21 protein-coding genes are annotated in these 20,452 nt (G+C 70.0%); 18 read left to right on the plus strand and 3 right to left on the minus strand.

The features are described 5' to 3' along the window. Positions 1-3: 3 nt before the first annotated feature. From H8R02_RS26915 to H8R02_RS26925, 3 genes are read right to left on the minus strand one after another with little or no spacing between them, the layout of a single operon-like run. On the minus strand, positions 4-339 hold the full coding sequence (locus H8R02_RS26915; protein ID WP_187084613.1) for a type II toxin-antitoxin system RelE/ParE family toxin: 336 nt from the start codon (positions 337-339) through the stop codon (positions 4-6). Positions 340-381: 42 nt separating this feature from the next. Then, positions 382-786 (minus strand): Rrf2 family transcriptional regulator, encoded by a 405-nt coding sequence (locus H8R02_RS26920; protein WP_187084614.1) that lies wholly within the window; start codon positions 784-786, stop codon positions 382-384. Beyond that, positions 783-1,244 (minus strand): GNAT family N-acetyltransferase, encoded by a 462-nt coding sequence (locus H8R02_RS26925; protein ID WP_187084615.1) that lies wholly within the window; start codon positions 1,242-1,244, stop codon positions 783-785. Before H8R02_RS26925 ends, H8R02_RS26920 begins: the two co-directional genes overlap by 4 nt. Positions 1,245-1,378: 134 nt before the next feature. On the opposite strand from H8R02_RS26925, the gene H8R02_RS26930 reads away from it, so the two are divergent. The 18 genes from H8R02_RS26930 to nirK all read left to right on the plus strand — a co-directional run bounded on the left by H8R02_RS26930 (position 1,379) and on the right by nirK (position 20,448). After that, a complete protein-coding gene (locus H8R02_RS26930) occupies positions 1,379-2,536 on the plus strand; it encodes an ABC transporter substrate-binding protein (RefSeq protein WP_222622664.1) in 1,158 nt (385 codons plus the stop codon). A gap of 7 nt (positions 2,537-2,543) precedes the next feature. Continuing rightward, positions 2,544-3,419 (plus strand): branched-chain amino acid ABC transporter permease, encoded by an 876-nt coding sequence (locus tag H8R02_RS26935; protein WP_187084617.1) that lies wholly within the window; start codon positions 2,544-2,546, stop codon positions 3,417-3,419. Next, positions 3,394-4,371, plus strand: coding sequence for a branched-chain amino acid ABC transporter permease (locus H8R02_RS26940; RefSeq protein ID WP_187084778.1), 978 nt, complete (start codon positions 3,394-3,396; stop codon positions 4,369-4,371). Before H8R02_RS26935 ends, H8R02_RS26940 begins: the two co-directional genes overlap by 26 nt. After that, positions 4,368-5,147, plus strand: coding sequence for an ABC transporter ATP-binding protein (locus H8R02_RS26945; RefSeq protein ID WP_187084618.1), 780 nt, complete (start codon positions 4,368-4,370; stop codon positions 5,145-5,147). The genes H8R02_RS26940 and H8R02_RS26945 overlap by 4 nt, the downstream gene beginning before the upstream one ends. Beyond that, positions 5,140-5,832: an ABC transporter ATP-binding protein gene (locus tag H8R02_RS26950; RefSeq protein ID WP_187084619.1), complete on the plus strand. Its 693-nt coding sequence runs from the start codon at positions 5,140-5,142 to the stop codon at positions 5,830-5,832. Before H8R02_RS26945 ends, H8R02_RS26950 begins: the two co-directional genes overlap by 8 nt. 19 nt (positions 5,833-5,851) lie before the next feature. Beyond that, the gene (locus H8R02_RS26955; RefSeq protein ID WP_187084620.1) at positions 5,852-6,259 is read left to right on the plus strand and encodes a thioesterase family protein; all 408 of its coding nucleotides are present in this window, start codon (positions 5,852-5,854) and stop codon (positions 6,257-6,259) included. Then, positions 6,256-8,976, plus strand: a complete 2,721-nt coding sequence (locus H8R02_RS26960) for a molybdopterin-dependent oxidoreductase (protein WP_187084621.1) — start codon at positions 6,256-6,258, stop codon at positions 8,974-8,976. The genes H8R02_RS26955 and H8R02_RS26960 overlap by 4 nt, the downstream gene beginning before the upstream one ends. A 556-nt stretch (positions 8,977-9,532) precedes the next feature. After that, a complete protein-coding gene (locus H8R02_RS26965; RefSeq protein ID WP_187084622.1) occupies positions 9,533-10,183 on the plus strand; it encodes a 4Fe-4S dicluster domain-containing protein in 651 nt (216 codons plus the stop codon). Further along, on the plus strand, positions 10,180-11,034 hold the full coding sequence (locus H8R02_RS26970) for a DmsC/YnfH family molybdoenzyme membrane anchor subunit (protein WP_187084623.1): 855 nt from the start codon (positions 10,180-10,182) through the stop codon (positions 11,032-11,034). Before H8R02_RS26965 ends, H8R02_RS26970 begins: the two co-directional genes overlap by 4 nt. A 30-nt stretch (positions 11,035-11,064) precedes the next feature. Next, positions 11,065-12,399, plus strand: coding sequence for a phenylacetate--CoA ligase family protein (locus tag H8R02_RS26975; RefSeq protein WP_187084624.1), 1,335 nt, complete (start codon positions 11,065-11,067; stop codon positions 12,397-12,399). Further along, positions 12,399-12,869, plus strand: coding sequence for a (2Fe-2S)-binding protein (locus H8R02_RS26980; RefSeq protein WP_187084625.1), 471 nt, complete (start codon positions 12,399-12,401; stop codon positions 12,867-12,869). Before H8R02_RS26975 ends, H8R02_RS26980 begins: the two co-directional genes overlap by 1 nt. Beyond that, positions 12,866-15,175 carry a 4-hydroxybenzoyl-CoA reductase subunit alpha gene (gene hcrA, locus H8R02_RS26985; protein WP_187084626.1) on the plus strand — a complete coding sequence of 770 codons (2,310 nt, stop codon included), beginning with the start codon at positions 12,866-12,868 and terminating at the stop codon, positions 15,173-15,175. Before H8R02_RS26980 ends, hcrA begins: the two co-directional genes overlap by 4 nt. Continuing rightward, a complete protein-coding gene (locus H8R02_RS26990) occupies positions 15,175-16,152 on the plus strand; it encodes an FAD binding domain-containing protein (protein ID WP_187084627.1) in 978 nt (325 codons plus the stop codon). Before hcrA ends, H8R02_RS26990 begins: the two co-directional genes overlap by 1 nt. Beyond that, positions 16,149-16,844, plus strand: coding sequence for an AMP-binding protein (locus tag H8R02_RS26995; RefSeq protein WP_187084628.1), 696 nt, complete (start codon positions 16,149-16,151; stop codon positions 16,842-16,844). The genes H8R02_RS26990 and H8R02_RS26995 overlap by 4 nt, the downstream gene beginning before the upstream one ends. Further along, entirely contained in the window at positions 16,841-17,092 is a 252-nt protein-coding gene (locus H8R02_RS27000) for a DUF2249 domain-containing protein (protein WP_187084629.1), read from the plus strand. The genes H8R02_RS26995 and H8R02_RS27000 overlap by 4 nt, the downstream gene beginning before the upstream one ends. Beyond that, entirely contained in the window at positions 17,089-18,360 is a 1,272-nt protein-coding gene (locus tag H8R02_RS27005) for a hypothetical protein (protein ID WP_187084630.1), read from the plus strand. Before H8R02_RS27000 ends, H8R02_RS27005 begins: the two co-directional genes overlap by 4 nt. Before the next feature lie 48 nt (positions 18,361-18,408). After that, the gene (locus H8R02_RS27010; RefSeq protein WP_187084631.1) at positions 18,409-18,894 is read left to right on the plus strand and encodes a hemerythrin domain-containing protein; all 486 of its coding nucleotides are present in this window, start codon (positions 18,409-18,411) and stop codon (positions 18,892-18,894) included. Between the two features lie 81 nt (positions 18,895-18,975). Next, on the plus strand, positions 18,976-20,448 hold the full coding sequence (gene nirK, locus H8R02_RS27015; RefSeq protein WP_187084632.1) for a copper-containing nitrite reductase: 1,473 nt from the start codon (positions 18,976-18,978) through the stop codon (positions 20,446-20,448). Positions 20,449-20,452: the final 4 nt, after the last annotated feature.

The following is a 20,452-nucleotide window of genomic DNA, read 5'->3' on the forward strand; positions in this document are numbered from 1 at the left end:
ACTTCACCTCGCCATTCGCTTTCGCCGCTTGTATTCAGCCCAGCGGCGTTGGGCATCCTCGATGTCACGTTGCTGTCGATGTTTGGTCCCACCTCCCAGCAGGATGACCAGAACGTCACCGTCACGGCCGAAGTACACCCGCAGCCCGGGGCCGTAATCCAACCGATATTCCTGCACCCCTTCGCCAACGCCCTTCACGTTGGAGAGATTGCCTTGAGCGATCCGAGCCAGAACGACCGTCACTTTCGCCGCAGGTACAGCGTCGAGCGCGCCGAACCAGTCCGCAAAAGGGCTGGTGCCGTCCTCCTCCTCGTACTCCTGCAATTTGAGCCGGTTCATTGGTAGCACATATGTTACCAACAAGCTCCGGCGTATGCAAGCTCAAGTGTCTCGATGCTTCTCGACCATCCTGAGCATGGTTGCCACAGTAATGGAGCTGAAGGTAGCCTTGGCGATCTGGTCGACCTCGGTGAGGACGACGCCGATCGCCTTGTCGACGGGCATCGCATCCGGGGCAGGAGGCGGTGAGGCGATGTCTTCGAACAGCTGGATCACATCCATCAACGTGAGGCGACGCGCGTTCGCGGCGAAGCGGTAGCCGCCGCCCACACCGCGAACCGACTCCACGACACCGGCGCGCGCCAGCTCGGCGAGGACCTTGGCGAGGTGGTGGGCGGAGACGCCGTAACGCTCCGCGATCTCCGCCGCCGGGATATGCCGCTGCGGCTGCCCCGCGAACTCCAGCACGCTGTAGAGCGCGAGCATCGTGTTCACCTGCAGCTTCATGCAATGTCCATTTCCAGCGGGATCATCTTCGCGGCCATCATCCCCTGGCTGCGGAAGAACGAGAGGATGAGCGTGTTGTCGTGCGCGAGCAGGGTGCGCAGCGTGCGCACGCCGGCGCCGCGCATCGCATCGCACAGCGCCGAGAGCAGGCGCGTGCCGATGCCGGCCTGCCGCACCCGCGGGTCGATGTCGATCACGAAGAGCCAGCCGCATGGCGGCGAGCCGAACTCCCAGTCGCGCACCTCGCCGATGACGAACCCCACCACCTCGCCGCCCGCCACGGCAACGAGGAACCAGCGCTGCTCGCCGCGCGCGGCCTGCCCGTAACGGCGAAAGATGCGCTCCCAGTAGGCACGCTTTTCCAGGCCGGTGACGCGCGCGTCCAGCGCGATCACGGGGTCGAGGTCCGCGCGGCGCGCGGCGCGGATGGCGACGGCGCCGGAGCTGGCCGGCAGCACCGCGGGCGTGCGGCGGCCGGTGGCGCGACTAGTGCGAGTACCGATGCGAGTCCCCCGAAAGTTTATGGCAGATCAATGTATTCCGGCATCAGCCTACCAGAATGAAACGCACAACACACCAGGAGACAAGAGCCATGGCCTTCCAGCACCGCGCGGGCAGACTCGCCCGCGGTCTCGCCCTCGCCGCCACCGCCCTCCTCGCCACCGCCGCCCAGGCCCAGGAGCCGCTGCGCATCGGCACCTTCCTGTCGGTCACCGGCCCCGCCGCCTTCCTGGGCGACCCGGAGCTCAAGACGCTGGAGCTCTACGTGGACCGCATCAACGCCGAAGGCGGCGTGCTCGGCCGCAAGCTGCAGCTCGTCTCCTACGACGACAGCGGCGACGCCGAGAAAGCGCGCACCTTCGCCAAGCGCCTGATCGAGCAGGACAAGGTGGACGTGATCGTCGGCGGCACCACCACGGGCACCACCATGGCCGCGGTGCCGCTGGCCGAGCAGGCCGGCACGCCCTTCATCTCGCTCGCGGGCGCCGTGCCGATCATCGAGCCGACGAAGAAGTGGGTGTTCAAGACGCCGCACACCGACCGCATGGCCTGCGAGAAGATCTTCGCCGACGTGCAGGCGCGCAAGCTCACCAAGGTGGCGCTCATCTCCGGCAGCGGCGGCTTCGACAAGAGCATGCGCGGCGAATGCCTGAAGGTCGCCTCCCGCTACGGCGTGGAGTTCGTCGCCGACGAAACCTACGGCGCCACCGACACCGACATGACCGCGCAGCTCACCAAGATCAAGGGCAGCGGCGCGCAGGCGGTGCTCAACGCCGGCTTCGGGCAGGGCCCGGCCATCGTCACGCGCAACTACCGGCAGGTGGGCCTTTCGCTGCCGCTGTACCAGTCCCACGGCGTGGCCTCGCACGAGTACATCAAGCTCTCCGGCCCTGCAGCCGAAGGCGTGCGCCTGCCGGCGGCGGCGCTGCTCGTCTCCGAGATCCTGCCCGCGAACGACCCGCAGAAGCCCGTGGTGTCGAGCTACCGCAAGCAGTACGAGGACAAGTTCAAGTCCGACGTGTCCACCTTCGGCGGCCACGCGTACGACGGCCTGATGCTCGCGATCAACGCTATCAAGTCCGCCGGTTCCGCCGACAAGGCCAAGGTGCGCGACGCACTCGAAACGACCAAGGGCTACGTCGGCACGGGCGGCGTCGTGAACATGTCCGCCAACGACCACATGGGCCTGGACCTCACCGCGTTCCGGATGCTCGAGATCCGCAACGGCGCCTGGACGCTCGTCAAGTAGGCACCCCATGAGCGCCGCCTGGCTCCAGTTCATCGCCGCCGGCGTCACGGCCGGCGCGATCTACGCGCTGGTGGCGCTGGGTTTCACGATCATCTTCAACGCCAGCGGCGCGATCAACTTCGCTCAGGGAGAATTCGTGATGGTCGGCGCGATGAGCGCCGTGAGCCTGCTCGCGCTGGGCCTGCCGCTGCCGGTGGCGATCCTGCTGGCGGTGGCGTGCTCGGTGGTCGTCGCGCTCATCGTCGAGCGCCTCGCGATCATGCCGGCGCGGCACGCGGGCACGGTCACGCTCATCATCATCACGATCGGCGTTTCGCTGTTCCTGCGCGGGCTGGCCCAGCTCGTGTGGGGCAAGGGTGTGTTCCGGCTGCCGGCGTTTTCCGGTGAAGAGCCGATCTCGATTGCCGGTGCCACGCTGCTGCCACAAAGCCTGTGGGTGATGGGGGGCGCGGTCGTCGCGGTGCTGGCACTCGGCGCCTTCTACGGCCGCACCCTGCACGGCAAGGCGATGCTCGCCACCTCGTACAACCGCCTCGCGGCGCAGCTGGTGGGCATCGACACGCGGGCCGTGCTGTTCGCCAGCTTCGGGCTTGCGGCGGCGCTCGGCGCCATCGGCGGCGTGCTGGTCGCGCCCATCGCATTCACGTCATACGACGCCGGCATCATGCTGGGCCTGAAGGGCTTTGCCGCCGCCATGCTGGGCGGCCTGGGCAGCTTCGCGGGCGCGGTGCTCGGCGGGCTGGTGCTCGGGCTGCTGGAAGGGCTGGGCGCCGGCTTCGTTTCCTCGGCCTACAAGGACGCGATCGCGTTCGTCGTGATCCTGGCCGTGCTCTTCTTCCTGCCTGGAGGCTTGCTTGGTGCCCGCCGCAGCGACAGGGTCTGAGCGCGCGCCGGCCCTTCGCTGGTTCGCGCGGCCGCGCAGCGGCGGCACGCTGCTGCTTGCGGTGATCGTGCTGCTGGTGCCGGTGGCGCTGCCGAACAACTACGCGTACGACGTGGCGACGCAGGTGGCGCTCAACGCGATCGTGTGCGTGGGCCTGAACCTGCTCATCGGCTACGCCGGGCAGATCAGCCTGGGCCATGCAGGCTTCTTCGCGCTGGGTGGGTACGCCAGTGCGATCGCCGCGTCGCGCTGGGGCGTGCCGGTGTGGCTGTCATTGCCCGCTTCATGCGCCGCCGTGGGCTTGCTCGCCTACGTGCTCGGAAGGCCCACGCTGCGCCTGAAAGGCCACACGCTCGCGATGGCGACGCTGGGCCTGGGCATCATCATCTCCATCGCGCTCACCACCGAGGACCGCATCACCGGCGGCCCCGACGGGATGACGGTGCCGCCGCTCGTGCTGTTCGGCTGGGCCGTGCAGGGCGAGCGCCTCTGGTACTGGATCGGGGGCGGGCTGCTGCTGGCCACCGTGTGGCTCGCGCTCAACCTGATCGACTCGCCGCACGGCCGCGCCCTGCGCGCGTTGCACGGCTCGGAAGTCGCGGCGCAGACGCTGGGCATCGACGCCGCGCGCTTCAAGCTGCAGGTGTTCACGCTCTCCGCGGTGCTCGCGGCGCTCGCGGGCGCCCTCACCGCGCACTATGCAGGTTTCATCACGCCGGCCAAGGCCTCGTTCCTGCATTCGGTGGAGCTGGTGATCATGGTCGTGTTCGGTGGCATGGCCTCCGTGTTCGGCGCCGTCGTCGGCGCGGCCGCGCTCACCGTGCTGCCGCAGGTGCTGACCGTGTTGAAGGACTACGAGATGATGGTCTTCGGTGCGGTGCTGGTGTTCACGATGGTCGTGTTCCCGGAGGGCATCGTGCCCACGGTCGCGAAGTGGTGGGGGTCGCGATGACGCTGATGCGCGCCACCGGTCTCGCCAAATCCTTCGGCGGCCTGCGCGCCATCGACGGCGTGGACCTCGCTTTTGAAGCCGGCAAGGTGCATTCGATCATCGGCCCGAACGGCGCCGGCAAGACGACGCTGATCAACATGCTCAGCGGCATCTACGCGCCCGACACCGGCACGATCACTTTCGACGGCGAGGACATCACAGGGCGCCCGGTGCACCGCTTCGCCGCCGCCGGCATCGGCCGCACCTTCCAGAACCTGCAGGTGTTCTTCAACATGACGGCGCTGGAGAACGTGATGACCGGCCGCCACCTGCGCGAACCGGTGTCGCTGGCCTCGGCGCTGCTGCGCACGCGGGGCCTGCGCGATGCCGAAACCGCATGCCGTGACAAGGCCCACGAGCTGCTGCGGCGCGTCGGCCTTGCGGGCGCCGACCACGTGGCCGCGGACAGCATGCCCTACGGCGCGCTCAAGCGGCTGGAGATCGCGCGCGCCCTCGCAGCCGAGCCGCGACTCCTGCTGCTGGACGAGCCGGCCGCAGGCCTGAACGCCACCGAGGCCCGCGAGATCGACGCATTGATCCGCAAGCTCGCCGACGCGGGCACCACCATCGTCCTCGTCGAACACAACATGGCGCTCGTGATGGAGGTGTCCGACCACGTCTTCGTGCTGGACCGCGGGCGCAAGCTCGCCGAGGGCACGCCCGCCGAAGTGTCGAGCAACCCGCACGTGATCGAGGCCTACCTCGGCAGCGAGGAACCGGAGGCCGCCCATGCTTGAAGTGCAGGACCTCGGCAGCCGCTACGGCCGCATCCCCGCGCTGTCGGGCGTGAGCCTGCGCGTTGGCGAAGGCGAGCTGGTGGCGCTGGTCGGCGCCAACGGCGCGGGCAAGACGACGCTGCTGCGCGCGATCTCCGGCGTGCAGCCGGTCACGGCCGGCAGCATCCGGTTCGACGGCGGCGACATCGCGCGGCTGCATGCCCGCCAGCGTGTGCAGGCGGGCATCGTGCAGGTGCCCGAGGGCCGGCAGGTCTTCGCGCCGATGACCGTCGAGGACAACCTCAAGCTCGGCACGTTCGCGCGCGGCAACGTGAGCTTCCTCGACGCGGTGTTCGGCCTCTTCCCCGCGCTCGCGGACAAGCGCCGCGAGCTGGCCGGCAACCTCTCCGGCGGCCAGCAGCAGATGCTGGCCATCGGCCGCGCGCTGATGGCGCGCCCGAAACTCCTGCTGCTGGACGAGCCGAGCATGGGCCTGGCGCCGCGGCTCGTCTCGGAGATCTTCTCGCGCATCCGCGCGCTGCGCGAGGTGGGGACCACGATCCTGCTCGTGGACCAGAACGCGCGCGCCGCCCTGTCCATTGCGGACCGCGGCTACGTCATGGAAACCGGCCGCATCGCGCTGGAAGGCGCGGCGCGCGAGCTTCTGCACGACCCGCAGGTGCGCCAGGCCTACCTGGGCGCCTGAACCTTCGACGAGGAAACCGATGAAACCCACGCTCCAGCCCGGCCTGCGCCACACCGTCAACTTCGCGGTCACGCAGGGCCGCACCATCGACTTCATGGGCGAGAAGGCCCGCGTCTACGCCACGCCCATGCTCGTTCGAGACGTGGAGATCGCCTGCCGTGAGCTGCTGCTCAAGCACCTCGATGCGGGCGAGGACTCCGTCGGCACGCGCATCGAGCTGGACCACCTCGCTGCCACGCTGCTGGGCATGCCGGTCGCGCTGGACGTCGAGCTCGTCGCGCTCGAAGGCCGCGCGGCGAAGTTCGCGGTGACGGGCAGCGACAGCGTGGAGCCGATCTGCAAGGCCACGCACCATCGCTTCATCGTCGACGTGGCGAAGACCGAGCAACGCCTGGCAGCCAAGGCACAGAAAGCCGGTATCGCATGAGCGCCGAGTTCGCCACGCGCAAGGTCCCCACTTACTGCTACCAGTGCGTGGCCGGCCCCGACCTGCTCACCGTGAAGGTGGAAGGCGGCGTGGCGACCGAGGTCGAGCCGAATTTCTGCGCGGCGGGCATCCACCCCGGCGGCGGCAAGGTGTGCGTCAAGGCCTACGGCCTGGTGCAGAAGACGTACAACCCCAACCGCGTGCTCACGCCGATGAAGCGCACCAACCCGCGCAAGGGCCGCGGCGAGGACCCGCGCTTCGTGCCGATCTCGTGGGACGAGGCGATGACGACCATCGCGGCGCACCTCAACGCGATCCGCAAGGAAGGGCTCACGGACGAATCGGGCTACCCGCGCGTGGCCGCCAGCTTCGGCGGCGGTGGCACGCCGCAGTCGTACATGGGCACCTTCCCGGCCTTCCTCGCGGCGTGGGGCCCGGTGGACATGGGCTTCGGCTCGGGGCAAGGCGTCAAGTGCTACCACTCGGAGCACCTGTACGGCGAGTTCTGGCACCGCGCCTTCATCGTGGCGCCCGACACGCCGCTGTGCAACTACCTGATCTCCTGCGGCTCGAACATCGAGGCCTCGGGCGGCGTCGCCGGTGTGTGGCGCCATTCGCGCGCTCGCGCGCGGGGCATGAAGCGCGTGCAGGTGGAGCCGCACCTGTCGGTGACCGGCGCCTGCTCGGCGCAATGGGTGCCGATCCGGCCGAAGACCGACGCGGCTTTCCTCTTCGCGCTGATCCACGTGCTGCTGCACGAGGTGAACCGCGATTCGCTCGACCTCACCTTCCTCGCGCAGCGCACCGGCTCGCCGTACCTCGTGGGCCCCAACGGCTACTACCTGCGCGACCGCGCCACGCGCAAGCCGCTGGTGTGGGACACGGCGACCGGCATGGCGCTGCCGCACGATGCGGCCGGCTTGCGAGAGGCACTCGAAGGCCGTTACGCGGTGGACGCCTTGGAAGTGGGCCCCGACGACGAAGTGCTGGGCGAAGGCCTGCTCGAAGGCCGCACCGCCTTCACCTGCATGGTCGAACACATGCAGCAGTACACGCCCGAGTGGGCGCAGCAGGCCTGCGACGTGCCCGCCGCGACGATCCGGCAGGTGGCGCACGAGTACATCGAGCACGCATGCGTCGGCCAGACGATCGAGATCGACGGGCAGACGCTGCCCTACCGCCCCGTTGCGGTGAGCCTCGGCAAGACCGTCAACAATGGCTGGGGCGGCTTCGAATGCTGCTGGGCGCGCACGGTGCTCGCCACGCTGGTCGGCGCGCTGGAAGTGCCGGGCGGCACCATCGGCACCACGGTGCGCCTCGCGCGGCCGATGGCGCAGCGGCTCGAAAGCGTGAAGCCCGGCCCGGACGGGTTCATGAACTTCCCGCTGAACCCCACGGACAAGGAGAAGTGGTCCGCCAGGCCGAACATCCGCAACGCCTACCGCACGATGGTGCCGCTGGCGGGCGACGGCCCGTGGAGCCAGGCGCTCGGGCCCACGCACTTCTCGTGGATGTTCCTCGACGCCACGCCGCATGGCTTGCCGCGCGTGACGCTGCCGGACGTGTGGTTCGTGTACCGCACCAACCCCGCGATCTCGTTCTGGGACACGCCGGGCCTCGCGGACAAGATGGCGCGCTTCCCGTTCGTGGTGGCCTTTGCCTACACGCGCGACGAGACCAACCACTTCGCGGACATCCTGCTGCCCGACGCGACCGATCTCGAGAGCCTGCAGCTGATCCGCGTGGGCGGCACGAAATACGTCGAGCAGTTCTGGGACCATGAAGGTTTCGCGCTGCGGCAGCCCGCCGTCGCCACGCGCGGGCAGGCGCGCGACTTCACCGATGTCGCCAGCGACCTCGCCGAACGCACGGGCCTCACCCCCGGCTATATCGCCGCCATCAACAAGGGCGCGGGCGGCATCCCGCTCAAGGGCGTGCACGGCGACTTCTCGCTGGACGCGCGGCACCACGACCGCGACACGATCTGGGACGCCATCTGCCGGGCCGCAAGCGCCGAGGTCTCCGACGGCAAGGCTGCGCACGGCCTCGACTGGTGGAAGCAGGCGGGCGTGGCGACACGGCCCTACCCGCGCATCAACTGGTACCTGTACCCCACGATGGTGGCGCGCAAGCTGCGTTTCGAGCTGCCCTACCAGGAGCGCCTCGCGCGCGTGGGCGCCGAGCTCGGCCGCCGCCTGCACGAGAACGACATGCACTGGTGGGACACACAGCTGGGCGAATACCAGGCGCTGCCGAAGTGCAAGGACTTCGCCGCGCCGTGGGTTGCGCAGGTGCGCGAGGACGGCGGCCAGCCGGCCGAGTACCCGTTCTGGCTGCTCACCGCGCGCAGCATGCAGTACGCGTGGGGCGGCAACGTGGGCATGCAGATGATCAAGGAAGTGGCGGACAACATCGCCGGCCACCGTGGCGTGATCATCAACACGCGCCGGGCGCAGGAGCTCGGCATCGAGGACGGCGACCCCATCGAGGTGGCCACGCCGGCGCGCAAGGTGAGCGGCCGCGCCGTGCTGCGGCAGGGCATCCGGCCGGACACGTTGCTGGCCATCGGGCAGTTCGGGCACTGGGCGACACCGGGGGCGAAGGACTTCGGGCTTGCCAGCCTGAACGAGCTGGCGTCGATGTCGCTGGACCTGACTGATGCCACCGGGTCGGGGGCGGATCTTGTGCGCGTGAGCCTGCGGCGCGAGGAGTTGTGATGAAGCTCGCTGTCGCGGTTGTGAAGGGAGCGTCCGTAAGCGTAGTCACGGTTTCGCCATTCTTATGTGCGTTGCTCTCCCCATCCCTCCCCCCGCCCTCCCCTCCCCTCCGGGGAGAAGAGGGAGCTAAGCCGGACAGCCGATTTGGACTCGTCAAAACTGTGAGGGCCGAATCGGGAGACGTCGGGGGGCGGGCGAACACTGCTAGCGCTATCGGCAAGACCCGAGCGGACAGTTTGCTGCGTGCTACGCAGCCTAAGCCAGCGTCCTCTCGTCACCGCATCATCTTCTTAGGCTGGGTAGCACCCAGCAACGTGTGGACCCGGATCTCGCCGATAGCGCTAACGGCGTCCGAGCACCGCCCGACGTCTCCCGATTTGGCCTTGTCCGTTCAGACGAGCCCAAATCGGCTGTCCGATTTAGCTCCCTCTCTTTCCCGGAGGGGAAGGGAGGGCGGGGGGAGGGATGGGGAGAGCAACGCACATATGCATGGCGAAACCGAGACTACGCTTACGGACGCCCCAAAAAACCGAGCCCACGCGCCGGAGCAACCCAAATGACCCGCTGGTCCATGGTCGCAGACCTGCGCCGCTGCGTCGGCTGCCAAACCTGCACGGCCTCGTGCAAGCACGCCAACGCCACGCCCCCCGGCGTGCAGTGGCGGCGCGTGCTGGACGTGGAAGTGGGCGAGTACCCCGACGTGCAGCGCGCCTTCGTGCCCATGGGCTGCCAGCACTGCGACGAGCCCGCCTGCCTGCCGGTGTGCCCCACCACCGCCACGCGCAAGCGCGCCGACGGCATCGTCACCATCGACTACGACCTGTGCATCGGCTGCGCGTACTGCACCGTGGCGTGCCCCTACCAGGCGCGCAGCAAGGCGCCGGCCGGTGCGTTCGCCTACGGTGCGCAACCGATCGACAACGAGGCGGTGCGCGACGACGAAGCGCGGCGCGAGGTGTCCACCAAGTGCACGTTCTGCGTGGAGCGCATCGACAACGGCATCGCGCGCGGGCAGAAGCCCGGCGTGGACCCTGACGCGACACCCGCCTGCGTGAATGCGTGCATCGCGGAAGCGCTGGCGTTCGGCGACCTCGAGGACCCGCAGAGCAACGTGTCGCGGCTGCTGGAGAAGAACCAGCACTTCCGCATCAACGAGGAGCTGGGCACCGGCCCGGGCTTCTACTACCTGTGGGACCGCAAGCCATGACCGCACCACGGCACCTGCAGAAGCACCAGCAGCACTGGGACTGGCGCGCGGCCGGCAACTTCGTGTTCGGCGGCGCGGGTTCGGCGCTCGCGGCCTGCGCGGGGCTGCACGCGGGCGAACGTGCCGAAGCCCCGTTGCTCGCAGCAGTGGGCCTCGCGCTGGTCGGGCTGGGGCTCGTGTGCGTGTGGTTCGAGATCGGCAAGCCGATGCGCGCGCTCAACGTGTTCTTCCACCTGCGCCGCTCGTGGATGTCGCGCGAGGCGCTGGCGGGTGCCGTGCTGTTCGCTCTGGGTGCGGCGTTCGTGTTCGGCGTGAGAGGGCTGGCCATGCCGATGGCAGTGGCCGCGGTGGTTTTCCTCTTCTGCCAGGCGAACATCCTCGGCGCCGCGCAGGCCATCCCCGCATGGCGGGGCGGCACCGCAGTGGCCTTGCTCGTTGCGACAGGGCTGGCCGAGGGTGCCGGCCTGTTCTGCGCGCTCGCCGCGTGGAACGAATTGCCCGAGCGCTTCGCATGGGGCCTGGGCACGCTGGTGCTCGTGCGCTGGCTGCTGTGGCGCTACTGGCGGCTGCAATTGCAGGCCGACGCGCCTGCGGCTGCGTTGCGGGTGATCGACCGCAACGGCGCGCTGCTGCAGTGGGCCGGCACGGCACTGCCGCTCGCGCTGCTGGCCCTGCGCATCGCGGGCTCGCTGTCGCCCGCGCCTGCCGCTGCCACGCTCGCGGCCGCCGGCGCACTCGCCGTGGCGACGGGAGCGGCTTTCAAGTTCACGCTGGTCACGCGGGCCGGCCACCACCACGGCATCGCCCTGCCGCGCATGCCGGTGCGGGGCGTGCCGCGCACCGCCCCCTGAGGCAACAACGACGAGGAGACGAGGACGACGATGGACGCAGCGAGCCCCCTGGACAGCCGCGGCAACGTGCGCTACTTGCACCCGCTGGTCGAAACCTTGTCCCGCGACGCGATCGTGGACGCCCAGCTGCAGCGCCTGCGCGAGACGCTCGCGAACGCATACGCCAATGTCCCGGCGGTGCGGCGCCGCTTCGCCGAGGCCGGCGTTCGCCCGGCCGACGTCGTGCACCTGGAAGACGTGGCGCAGCTGCCCTTCACCACCAAGGCCGACCTGCGCGACAACTACCCCTTCGGCCTGTTCGCGCGGCCCATCGAGCAGCTGGCGCGGCTGCACGCATCGTCCGGCACCACCGGCAAGCCAACGGTGGTGGCGTACACGAGCGACGACCTCGCGAACTGGTCGGACCTGATGGCGCGGTCGATGTACGCGGCCGGCGTGCGGCCCGGGGACATCGTGCACAACGCCTATGGCTACGGGCTCTTCACCGGCGGGCTGGGCGCGCATTACGGCGCCGAGCGGCTGGGCGCCGTCGTGGTGCCGGTCTCGGGCGGCGGCACCGAGCGGCAGGTGACGCTGCTGCAGGATTTCGGGGCGACGGTGCTGTGCGCGACGCCTTCGTACGCGCTCGCGATCGCCGAGGCAGCGCGCGAACAGGGCGTGGACCTCGCGCGCGGGCCCTTGCGCATCGGGCTGTTCGGCGCCGAACCGTGGAGCGCGGCGATGCGCAACGAGATCGAGGCGCAGCTCTGGCTGGTGGCCATCGACGTGTACGGACTGTCCGAGATCATGGGCCCCGGCGTCGCGTGCGAATGCGACTGCCGCCAGGGGCTGCACGCCTGGGAGGACCACTTCCTTTTCGAGGTGATCGATCCCGAGACGGGCGAGCCCGTGCCCGAAGGGCAGGCGGGCGAGCTGGTGATCACCACGCTCACCAAGGAAGCGCTGCCGATGGTGCGCTACCGCACGCGCGACATCACGCGCATGACCACGCAGCGGTGCGACTGCGGCCGCACCCATGCGCGCATCCTGCGCATCGCGGGGCGCAACGACGACATGCTGATCATCCGCGGGGTCAACGTGTACCCGTCGCAGATCGAGGCCGTGCTGGTGGGCCGCTCGCACCTGGCGCCGCACTACCAGCTGGTGGTGCAGCGCGAAGGCGTGCTCGACACGGTGCGCATCGAGGTGGAAGCGCACCCGGGCGTGGACAGCGAGACCTACGCGCATCTCGCGCGCGAGGTGGTCCACCACGTGAAGGTCCATGTGGGTATCACGACCGACGTGGCCGTGGTGGCGCCGGGGACCATCGCGCGTTCGCAAGGCAAGGCCGTCAGGGTGCGCGACCTGCGGCCCAAGGAGCTGTGATGCCAACCCGGTTGCTGAAGCTGAAAGTGAATGGGCGGCTGCGCGAGATCGCCGCGCGCGACAGCGCACTCCTGCTGGAGGTGCTGCGCGAAATGCTGGGCCTGACCGGCACCAAGCAGGGCTGCGACGGCGGCGAGTGCGGTGCCTGCACAGTGATCGTCGACGGGCAGCCGCGGCTGGCGTGCATCACGCTCGCGGCGACGGTGGAAGGCAGCGCCATCGAGACGATCGAAGGGCAGGCGCGCGGCGGGGAGCTCAGCGCCGTGCAGCGCGCCTTCCACGAGAAGCTGGGTGCCCAGTGCGGCTACTGCACGCCCGGGATGGTGATGGCCGCGGAAGCGCTGCTGCGCCGCGAAGCGAAGCCCAGCGAAGCGGAGATTCGCGAGGCCATGGCCGGGAACCTGTGCCGCTGCACGGGCTACGTGAAGATCGTCGAGGCCGTGCAGGCGGCTGCGGAGGCGCGGCCATGAACATCGGCGTGCGCACACCGCTGATCGACGGCGTCGAGAAAGTCACGGGCCGCGCGCGCTACACGGCCGACCTGCCGCTCGGCCCTGCGCTCGTGGGCCGCATCCACCGCAGCCCGGTGGCACATGCGCGCATCGTTTCGATCGACAGGAGCGCCGCTCTGGAGCTGCCCGGCGTGCACGCCGTGATCACCGGCGAGGACTTCGCAGCGCCCTATGGCGTGATCCCGATCTCGCAGAACGAATGGCCGCTCGCGCGCGGCAAGGTGCGGTATCGAGGCGAGCCGCTGTTCGCCGTCGCGGCCGACGACGAAGCAAGTGCACGAGCTGCCATCTCCGCCGTCAAAGTCGAACTCGAGGAACTGCCCGAGTACTTCACCGCTGCCGAGGCCCGCGCCGCCGACGCGGTGCTGCTGCACGACGACCGCCCCGGCAACCTCGAGCGCCTGGTCGAGCAGGACTTCGGCGACGTGGACGCCGCCTTCTCCGCGGCCGACCGCGTGCTGGAGCGCCACTTCGAATGCGGCGAGATCGCGCACGGCCAGATCGAGCTGAACGCGACCGTCGCGCAATGGGAGCCCGAGGCGCAGCGCCTCACGGTCCACTCCGTCACGCAGGTGCCCTACTACCTGCACCTCACGCTCGCGCAGACGCTCGGCCTGGACGAATCGCAGGTGCGCGTCGTCAAGCCTTTCGTGGGCGGCGGCTTCGGGCACCGCGTGGAGCCCCTCAACTTCGAGATGGTCACGGCGGCGCTCGCGCGAGCCGCGCGCTGCACGGTGAAACTGGAGCTCACCCGCGAGGAAGTGTTCCTCACGCACCGCGGCCGGCCGCACAGCGAAGTGACGCTGAAGATCGGCGTGCGGCGCAACGGCGAGATCACGGCCATCGACGCGCGCGTCACGCAGCGCGGCGGCGCGTACGGCGGCTATGGGCTCGTCACCATCCTCTACGCGGGCGCATTGCTGCACGCCCTCTACAAGGTGCGGGCCGTGCGCTACCGCGGCTGGCGCGTCTACACCAACCTGCCACCCTGCGGTGCGATGCGCGGCCACGGCGCGGTGAACGTGCGTTTCGCCGTCGAGTCGCTGCTGGACGACGCCGCCGAACAACTCGGCATGGACCCGTTCGAGCTGCGCCGCGCCAACCTCATCGAGGCGCCCTACCGCACGCTCAACGACCTTCAGGTGAACTCGTACGGCCTCGCGCAATGCCTCGACGCCGTCGAGCGCGCCTCGGGCTGGCGCGAGCGCCACGGCGAGCTGCCGGCCGGCGTGGGCCTCGGCCTCGCGTGCTCGCATTACGTCAGCGGCTCGGCCAAGCCGGTGCACTGGACCGGCGAGCCGCATGCGGTGGTGAACCTGAAGCTGGACTTCGACGGCAGCATCACGATCCTCACGGGTGCTTCCGACATCGGCCAGGGCTCCACCACCCTGCTCGCGCAAGTGGTGGCCGAGGTCATGCAGCTGCCGCTCGTGCGCATCCGCGTGGTGTGCACCGACAGCGCGCTCACGCCCAAGGACAACGGCTCGTATTCGTCGCGTGTGTCGTTCATGGTCGGCAATGCGGCACTGCGAGCGGCGGAGGCGCTGAAGCGGCTGCTGGTCGAGGCCGCGGCGAAACGCTTCGGCACCGATGTACAAGCCGTCGAGTGGCACGGCGAGACCTGCCGCGCCGGCGAGAAGGAACTGCCGTTCGCGCAATGCGTGCAGGCGGCGCTGGCGGAAAGCGGCACGATCACCGTCAAGGGCACCTGGTCGACGCCGCCCGAAACGCAGGGCGGCAAGTTCCGCGGCGCCGCGGTCGGCTCCACGGCCGGCTTCAGCTATGCCGCGCAGGTGGCGCAGGTGCGCATCGACGAAGACACCGGCCAAGTCCACGTCGAGAAGATCTGGGTGGCGCAGGACTGCGGCCGCGCCATCAACCCGCTCGCGCTCGAGGGGCAGATCCAGGGCGCGGTGTGGATGGGCCTGGGCCAGGCCCTCGCCGAGGAAACGCAGTACCACGAAGGCCTGCCGCTGCGCGCCAATTTCCTCGACTACCGCATCGCGACGATGGCGGAGTCGCCGCCGATCGAGGTGACGCTCATCGAGAGCATGGACCCGCTCGGCCCCTTCGGCGCCAAGGAAGGCAGCGAGGGCGCGCTGCACGGCTGCCCACCCGCCGTGGCGAATGCCATCGCGGACGCACTCGGCCTGCGCCTCGATGCCCTGCCCATGTCGCCCGACCGCATCCTGCAGGCGCTGCGCGAACGCGAGCGCGCGCGCAAGCGGCAGGCCGCCGCGCCACGCGTGAAGGAGCCTGCCTGATGCAAGCCTTGAGCGATTTCGTGCTGTACCGCGCGGCCTCGGCCGTCGAGGCGGCGTCGCTGCTGGGCGGCAATGCAGGTGCACGCCTGCTCGCCGGCGGCACCGACCTGCTGCCCAACATGCGGCGCGGCGTGCTGGACCCGTCCGCCCTCGTCTCGATCGCCGCCGTGCCCGAGCTGCGCGACCTGCGCTGGCTGCCGGACGGCCGCTGTTCCATCGGCGCGGCCTGCCGCCTCGCGCAGCTCGCGGCCGACGAGCAGGTCGCCGCCGCCTTCCCCGCGCTGGTGGAGGCCGTGCGTGCGGTTGCAGCCAGCGGCCACCGCAGCGCCGCCACCGTCGGCGGCAACCTGTGCCAGGACACGCGCTGCGTCTTCTACAACCAGGGCGAGTGGTGGCGCGCGGCCAACGGCGGCTGCCTCAAGCGCGAAGGCACGAGCTGCCATGTGGCGCCGCAGGGCAACCGCTGCCACGCGGCGTTCTGCTCGGACCTTGCGCCCGTGCTGCTGGTGGCAGGTGCGCAGGTGGAACTGCTGGGGCCGCAAGGCTCGCGAACGGTGCCGCTCGTGCAGCTGTATCGCGACGACGGCGCCGCGCACCTCACGCTGCAGCCGGGCGAGCTGGTGACGCGCGTGGTGCTGCCGGCGGCCGCGCGTGGCGCACCGATGGTGTACGGCAAGGTACGTGGCCGTGGCGGCATCGACTTCCCGCTCGCGGCCGTGGCCGTGGCGGCGAGATTCGAAGGCAACGTGTTGCGCGAGCTGAAGGTCGCGGTGGCGGGCACCAACTCGCTGCCGTTGCTGCTCGAAGGCACGAACGCGCTGGTGGGCGCACCCGTGGACGAATCGACATCCAAACAGCTGAAGAAGCTGGTGGCGCAGCAGGCGGGCCCGATGCGGACCACGGCCGCGCCCTCGCACTACCGCCGGGAAGCCGCCTGCGCGCTCGCGCAGCGGCTGCTCAGGGAGCTTGCACCATGACGGAAGAAGTGAAGGCGATGGAACCCCACCGCATCAACGCCGCGGCGTTGCTGCTCGCGCGCGGCCTGCCCGGCCGCACGGCCCTGGCCCATGGAACGCACACCCTCAGCTACGCGCAGTTGCGCCTGGCCGTGGCGCAAGCTGCCGGCGCATGGCTCGACTGCGGCGTGCACCGCGGCGAGGTGGTGATGCTGCGCGGCACGCACGGCATCGAGCGCACCGTGGCATTCCTCGGCGCCATCTGGGCCGGCGCGGTGCCGGTGCCGCTCGCTCGCACGCGCACGGGCACCGTCGGCCATGCGTGGGACACGCAGGCACCCAGCCGCTTCATCCTCGACGACAGCCGCGCGGGCTACGCCAATGCGTGGCGCGACAGCGTGGTGACGATCGCCGAGTGGCGCTGGTACCTGCAGGATGCGGAGGCGGCCGAGCCGGTTGCGCTGCGCGAGACCTCGCCGGCCTGCTGGACCGAGCCTCGCACGTCCGCGGGCGGGGGTGCGCGCCTGCTGCCCCATGGATTCGCATTGCTGCATGCCGGCGAGACCGCGCTCGACGGGCCGGCGCGCGGCACGCGAGTGAGCACGGTGTCGGGCGTCCTGCGCGTCCTGCGCCGAGGCGGCAGTTGCGTGCTGTCGCCGCCGGGCATGGTGACGCGACTGGAGGCGCCCGCGGTGGAGCTCGCCTTCTCGTGATCGAAGACGAGCGCGAGTGGCGCGAGGCCGGCGAGCGGCACCTCGACGTGCGCGGGCTGCCGCCGCCGCGCCCCTTGGTCACCATCCTCAAGCGGATCGGCATGCTGGCGCCCGGCGAATCCCTAGTCGTGCACCTCGACCGCGACCCGGTGCTGCTCTACCCCGAGCTCGACGAGATCGGCTGGCGGGCCGACCCCCTGGAGCCGGAGGCCGACGAGGTCCGGCTGCGCCTGCGGGCGGCGCGATGAGCGTCGGCGGCACCTTCCTCGGCGGGGCGAGCGGGCGGCTGCTGCCTGCGGCGATCCCGCTGCGCTACTTCGGCGCGGCGGCCGCCTTCCACCTGCTGGCGTGGCTCGCGTTGCTGGTGAGCGCGGATGACCTTCTCGCGTTCCGCGGCGGCCTCGGCTGGCCACTGGCGGCCCTGCACCTCTTGACGCTGGGTGTGTTCGGCATGACGGCGCTCGGCGCGGGAGCGCAACTGCTGCCCGTGGCCACGCGCCAGCAACCCGTCGGCGCTAACTGGCTCGCATGGGTGTGGCGTGCGTATGCGCCGGGTGTCGCGGTGCTCGCCGCCGGCATGGGGCTGGCGCAACCCGCATGGATCGCGGTGGGTGCCGTGCCGGTGGTGCTGGCGCTCGCGGCCTGGGGCATCCTTGCAGCGCGCCACCTGTGGTGCGCGCGGGGCATGCCGGGCGTCGTCGCGCATGCATGGGCCGCATTGGTCTCGCTGTTCCTCCTGCTCGCCACCGCACTGCTGCTGGTTGCAGGCTGGCTCGGCTGGCAGGCGCCATCGCGCGCGGTGCTCGTGCCCCTGCACCTCGTGCTGGCGCCGTACGGCTTCATGGGGCTGCTCTCGGCCGGGCTCGCTTACGTGCTCGTGCCGATGTTCGCGCTGGGTGAGCCGCCGCGCGAAGCGGCGCAGCTCACCAGCGGCGCATTGCTGGCGCTGGGCATCCTCGCGGCCATCGGCGCCATCCTGTGGCCGGAAGCGGCGGGCTTGGGCGCTCTCGCGTGGGCCGCCGGCACCACCGGCGTGCTGCTGCACCTGCACCTGATGCGCGGCGTGCTCGCGAGCGGCCTGCGCCGCGAACTCGGCCCCTCGTTCACGATGGTGAAGTCCGGCTGGGCCGCGTTGCTCGCGACGCTCGTCTTCGGCGGCGTGCTGTGGACCGGCCTGCCCGTGCCCCATGCGCCGGGCTGGTTCGCGCTCGCCCTGCTCGCGTGGCTGCTCGGCGTCGTGCTCGGCTTCATGCAGCGCATCCTGCCCTTCCTCGCATCGCTGCACGCGGCGTCGGGGCGCAGGCGCGGCCCGACGGCAGCGGGCCTCACCGACGTGAAGGCTTTGAAGGTGCACTTCCGCGGGCACTTCGCCGCGCTGGCGCTTCTCGCGGGGGCCCTTGCCTTCGACAGCACATGGCTCGTGAGGGCCGGCGCCCTGGCCGGCACCGTGGGCGCGGTGGGCTTCGCGCTCTTCTACGCGCGGCTACTCGCCCGCCTGCGCACCACCCGCCCTTGACGCAACGCAAAGCCGCGTTGCGAACAATTCCGGAATCTTGATACCACTATGACGCACACCACGCAGACGGCGCGCATCCTCGACGAGGAGCACCGCGCCAACCTGGAGCTCCTCGGCCGCATGGAAAACGCCATCGCGCGGGCGCCTTCGGCGACCGGCGACCTCACGACGCTGCTGCGGCAGTTCGCGCACGCTATGGAACACGACATCGCGCGCCACTTCGACTTCGAGGAAGAAGCGCTCTTCCCGCTCGTGGCCGATGCGGGGGATGGCGCCATCGCCGCCCTGCTGCTGGAGGAACACGACGCCATCCGGGACGTGGTCGCCGAGCTGCTGCCGCTGGTGCGCACGCTCGCCGAGGGCCGGATCGACGAGGAGTCGTGGGACCGGCTGCGCATCGTCACGCTCGAACTGGTGGAGCGGCAGGTGGCGCACATCCAGAAGGAGACCATGGCGCTGCTGCCGCTGCTGGAGGACATCCTGGAGCCCGCCGTGGACGGTGAGCTGGCGCTCGCGTACGCGGCCGCCGCCTGAGTCCTTGACATTCCTCAAGGCCCGCAGGGGGCCCGGTTCCTAGGATAGGTGCATCCAAAAAGCATCTTCCAAGGAGCCCTCATGAAGTCCCTCAGATTCCTCGCCACGGTGGCGGCGCTGTGCCTGCCGCTGCTGGTGCAGGCCGCCGGCCCCAAGATCCCCGGCGACTTCGGCCCGCCGCGCGGCAAGCCGATCAAGGCCGTCCTCACCAGCCCGCCGCACGTGCCGCCGCCCACCAACCGCAACTACCCGGCCAAGGTGATCGTCGATCTCGAAGTGGTCGAGAAGACCATGCAGATCTCCGAAGGCGTGAACTACACCTTCTGGACCTTCGGCGGCACGGTGCCGGGCAGCTTCATCCGCGTGCGCCAGGGCGACACGGTGGAGTTCCACCTGAAGAACCACCCCTCGTCCAAGATGCCGCACAACATCGACCTGCACGGCGTCACCGGCCCGGGCGGCGGCGCGGCCAGCAGCTTCACGGCGCCGGGCCACGAGTCGCAATTCACCTTCAAGGCGCTCAACGAAGGCCTGTACGTGTACCACTGCGCCACGGCGCCGGTGGGCATGCACGTGGCCAACGGCATGTACGGCCTCATCCTCGTCGAGCCGCCGGGCGGCATGCCCAAGGTGGACAAGGAGTACTACATCATGCAGGGCGACTTCTACACCACGGGCAAGTACCGCGAGAAGGGCCTGCAGCCGTTCGACATGGAGAAGGCCATTGCCGAGCAGCCCACGTACGTCGTGTTCAACGGCGCCGAAGGCGCGGTGGCGGGGGACAAGGCCATCACCGCCAAGGTCGGCGAGACGGTGCGCCTGTACGTCGGCAACGGCGGCCCGAACCTGGTGTCCAGCTTCCACGTGATCGGCGCGATCTTCGACGAGGTGCGCTACGAGGGCGGCACCAACATCCAGAAGAACGTGCAGACCACGGTCGTGCCCGCGGGCGGCTCGGCCATCGTCAAGTTCCGCGCCATCGTGCCGGGCAGCTACGTGCTGGTGGACCACAGCATCTTCCGCGCGTTCAACAAGGGTGCGCTCGCGATCATGAAGATCGAGGGCAAGGAGAACAAGGCCATCTACTCCGGCAAGGAGGTGGACTCGGTGTATCTCGGCGACCGCGCGCAGCCCAACATGGCCGCCGTGACGCAGGCGACGCAGGCCGCCGCCGCGGGCAAGCTCACACCCGAAGACCAGGTGAAGGCCGGCCAGCAGCTCTTCGCAGGCACCTGCTCGGTGTGCCACCAGGCCAACGGCGCGGGCATGCCCGGCGTGTTCCCGCCGCTCGCGAAGAGCGACTTCCTGGACAACGTGAAGAAGTCGATCGACGTGGTGCTCAATGGCCTGTCGGGCAAGGTCACGGTGAACGGCACCGAATACAACTCGGTGATGCCGCCGATGAACCAGCTGAACGACGACGAGGTCGCGAACATCATGACGTACATCCTCAACAGCTGGGGCAACAAGGGCGGCAGCGTGTCGGCGGCGGATGTGAAGGCGCAGCGCGCGATCAAGCCGGCTGCGGCGCCGAAGGCGGCGGAGACGCACTGAACGC

The sequence above is a fragment of the Ramlibacter albus genome, assembly GCF_014297445.1.
In the GTDB taxonomy this organism is placed as follows: domain Bacteria; phylum Pseudomonadota; class Gammaproteobacteria; order Burkholderiales; family Burkholderiaceae_C; genus Ramlibacter; species Ramlibacter albus.

Coding starts and splice junctions, on each gene's coding strand:
- H8R02_RS26915 (WP_187084613.1), bottom strand. CDS start 339: ATGAACCGGCTCAAATTGCAGGAGTACGAGGAGGAGGACGGCACCAGC.
- H8R02_RS26920 (WP_187084614.1), bottom strand. CDS start 786: ATGAAGCTGCAGGTGAACACGATGCTCGCGCTCTACAGCGTGCTGGAG.
- H8R02_RS26930 (WP_222622664.1), top strand. CDS start 1,379: ATGGCCTTCCAGCACCGCGCGGGCAGACTCGCCCGCGGTCTCGCCCTC.
- H8R02_RS26935 (WP_187084617.1), top strand. CDS start 2,544: ATGAGCGCCGCCTGGCTCCAGTTCATCGCCGCCGGCGTCACGGCCGGC.
- H8R02_RS26945 (WP_187084618.1), top strand. CDS start 4,368: ATGACGCTGATGCGCGCCACCGGTCTCGCCAAATCCTTCGGCGGCCTG.
- H8R02_RS26950 (WP_187084619.1), top strand. CDS start 5,140: ATGCTTGAAGTGCAGGACCTCGGCAGCCGCTACGGCCGCATCCCCGCG.
- H8R02_RS26955 (WP_187084620.1), top strand. CDS start 5,852: ATGAAACCCACGCTCCAGCCCGGCCTGCGCCACACCGTCAACTTCGCG.
- H8R02_RS26960 (WP_187084621.1), top strand. CDS start 6,256: ATGAGCGCCGAGTTCGCCACGCGCAAGGTCCCCACTTACTGCTACCAG.
- H8R02_RS26965 (WP_187084622.1), top strand. CDS start 9,533: ATGACCCGCTGGTCCATGGTCGCAGACCTGCGCCGCTGCGTCGGCTGC.
- H8R02_RS26970 (WP_187084623.1), top strand. CDS start 10,180: ATGACCGCACCACGGCACCTGCAGAAGCACCAGCAGCACTGGGACTGG.
- H8R02_RS26975 (WP_187084624.1), top strand. CDS start 11,065: ATGGACGCAGCGAGCCCCCTGGACAGCCGCGGCAACGTGCGCTACTTG.
- H8R02_RS26980 (WP_187084625.1), top strand. CDS start 12,399: ATGCCAACCCGGTTGCTGAAGCTGAAAGTGAATGGGCGGCTGCGCGAG.
- hcrA (WP_187084626.1), top strand. CDS start 12,866: ATGAACATCGGCGTGCGCACACCGCTGATCGACGGCGTCGAGAAAGTC.
- H8R02_RS26990 (WP_187084627.1), top strand. CDS start 15,175: ATGCAAGCCTTGAGCGATTTCGTGCTGTACCGCGCGGCCTCGGCCGTC.
- H8R02_RS26995 (WP_187084628.1), top strand. CDS start 16,149: ATGACGGAAGAAGTGAAGGCGATGGAACCCCACCGCATCAACGCCGCG.
- H8R02_RS27005 (WP_187084630.1), top strand. CDS start 17,089: ATGAGCGTCGGCGGCACCTTCCTCGGCGGGGCGAGCGGGCGGCTGCTG.
- H8R02_RS27010 (WP_187084631.1), top strand. CDS start 18,409: ATGACGCACACCACGCAGACGGCGCGCATCCTCGACGAGGAGCACCGC.
- nirK (WP_187084632.1), top strand. CDS start 18,976: ATGAAGTCCCTCAGATTCCTCGCCACGGTGGCGGCGCTGTGCCTGCCG.